At 67.0% G+C, this 2216-nt stretch carries 2 protein-coding genes; one reads left to right on the plus strand and one right to left on the minus strand.

The window, feature by feature from the left end; genetic code table 11:
• Positions 1–31 precede the first annotated feature (31 nt).
• Positions 32–1306, plus strand: a complete 1275-nt coding sequence (locus tag ACRDUX_RS16030; protein ID WP_526415003.1) for an MFS transporter — start codon at positions 32–34, stop codon at positions 1304–1306.
• 37 nt (positions 1307–1343) lie between these two features.
• Here ACRDUX_RS16030 and ACRDUX_RS16035 read toward each other — a convergent pair whose 3' ends face one another.
• Entirely contained in the window at positions 1344–1610 is a 267-nt protein-coding gene (locus tag ACRDUX_RS16035) for a hypothetical protein (RefSeq protein ID WP_526415004.1), read from the minus strand.
• Between the last annotated feature and the right edge of the window lie 606 nt (positions 1611–2216).

The following is a 2216-nucleotide window of genomic DNA, read 5'->3' on the forward strand; positions in this document are numbered from 1 at the left end:
GATCGAGGCTCTGCGTCCATACGTTCTTTGTATGACCGCAGTCCTGAATACCTCACTACGCCCGATGGTTTCGCATGTCGCCGACAGGGCATCGGAGGGGCGGTTCGGGCAGCTGATCACACACGGCACGTTCTACAGCGCGGGCAGCCAGCTCAGTAACGTCTCGGTGGTGCTGCCGTTCATCTTCGCGGGACGCGGGATGGCCTGGCTGGCGGCGCTGCTGTATCCCGCGTATTGCGTCGGCAAGGCGGTGGGCAACTCCGCGTCACCGTGCATCTTGGACTGGTCGCGTCACAACCGCCATCTCGTGATAGCGGGCACCGTGGCGGCGATGGCAGTGATGGTTGCGTTCAGCGCGGTGGTGTCGACGATCGGTGGGGTCGTACCCGTGGCCCTGCTCGTCACGTCCGCGCTCCTGGGGATCGGCTCCGGCGTCTCCAACATCGCGTTCAACGACGTCGCATCGAGCAGGTTGTCCGACGGTCGACGTGGTGACCTGCTGCTCGGCCAGAGCGCCGCGGGATCGCTGATGGCCACCGCGGTCACCCTGCTCGTGGTGCCGATGCTGGTGCACGGCGACGCCTTCGCCCAGAGTCTCTACCTGCTGTGGTTCGGCGCGGCAGGTTTGGCCGTCGCCGGTATCGCGGCCCTGTTCGTCGGGCCGGTCCGGGTGTCGACCACGGTCGTGCGGCGGACGGTGCAGGACACCATGCGCGACGGCCTGCACGCCGCACGATCCCAGCCGTGGTTTCGCCGGTATGCGCTGACCCAGCTGACGTTCGTGCCGGTCTCCCTTGGCACCACCTTCTACAGCCTGCGCGCTGCCCAGGGGCAGGACAAACTCCCCGTTCTGATCGTCGTGTCGAGCGTCGCGCTGCTCGCGGGCTCCGCGCTGTGGCGGGCTGTGTACCGCGCCTTCGGTGTCCGCGGAATGCTGATGGGCAGCGCGCTGATGAGCGCCACCGCAGCCGCGGGTTGCCTCGCCGCCGAGCTGCTCGACGTGTGGTCCTCCGCGTGGGTGATCGCCGCCGTGTTCCTGCTGGTGACCATGGCCAACCAGGCGGTCTACATCGCATCGATCACGTGGGTCGGGTTACTCGCCGACAGCTGCGACCGCGCGGCACTGCTCGGCTTGGGGGCGGCGCTGGTCGCCATCGCGTCGTGCCTCACCGGAGCGATCATCGGCGACATCGCCCAGGATCACTCCGACAGCTGGCCCGTCATGGCCATGCTGGTAGTCAGCGTGGCCGCCGTCATCGTTGCCCGGCGCGCGCCGTCGGAGTGCGTAGTAGGCAGCAACGGCTAGAGCGTGCATGCCGCGATGGGCAACGAGACGATAGCGGCTACCCGGTACCTGCGGTCGAGTCCGCAGGGCCGGGCGCAATCGGCACACCGTTCGTCGGCCCGTCGCCTGGAGGCGGAGGACCAGATGGCGCCTCCTTGCCCGCGGCACCGACCATTTGAGCGATTGGAGCACCGGCCAGTGCGGGCGCCACTACTGGAGCACCCGCCGGCACGGGTGCGCCAATGGGCACCGGAGCGGCGATCGGCAGGGGCGCGGCGACGGGCACGGGGGCGACCGGGGCGGCGACCGGCACCGGCGCTGCCACGGGAGCAACGATCCCAGCAGCGTCGACAGCGGTAGCGCTGCAAGGCACCGCCGCGGCTCCACCACCGCCTGCCGGTGCTGCGGCGCCGGCCGTGTCCTCAACGCAGTGAATCCCGCCCGTGATTAGCGGCACGGCTGCCGCCTGCGGGCTCAACACCATGGCGGCCGCGCACATTCCTGCGCCGGTGACTACCTTGATAGCGAACCGATCAAAGATAATCGTCACTACGGACCCCCTCAATCTTGCTTGGAATAACAGCGGTGGAATTCTTGACAGAACCGAACGGTATAGCAGTCCCGAAATGGTGTCCATACACGAACGAGAATGGTTGCTACGTTGGCGTCAATAGAGATGTCGCCGTGACCGCCCCGTTTCGGACTCGTGACTCGTGGCCCGATACCGCAGCGTATTTCAGCAGGTCAAGCCTACGTACCCACGGACACCCGCACTGATGCATGGCGAGATCGAGTCTTTGCCGAACCGAGACCGTGTCGAGGCTTATTCCCGACGCGAGGTCGAGGCGCGTGACGTGAAGCAGTCGCTCGAAATTCCCGAGATTGGCCCGTAGCTCATCGGAATTCGACCACGCGCTGCCCCGAGCGGAGC

It is taken from the genome of Mycobacterium sp. (assembly GCF_050701675.1).
In the GTDB taxonomy this organism is placed as follows: Bacteria; Actinomycetota; Actinomycetes; order Mycobacteriales; family Mycobacteriaceae; genus Mycobacterium.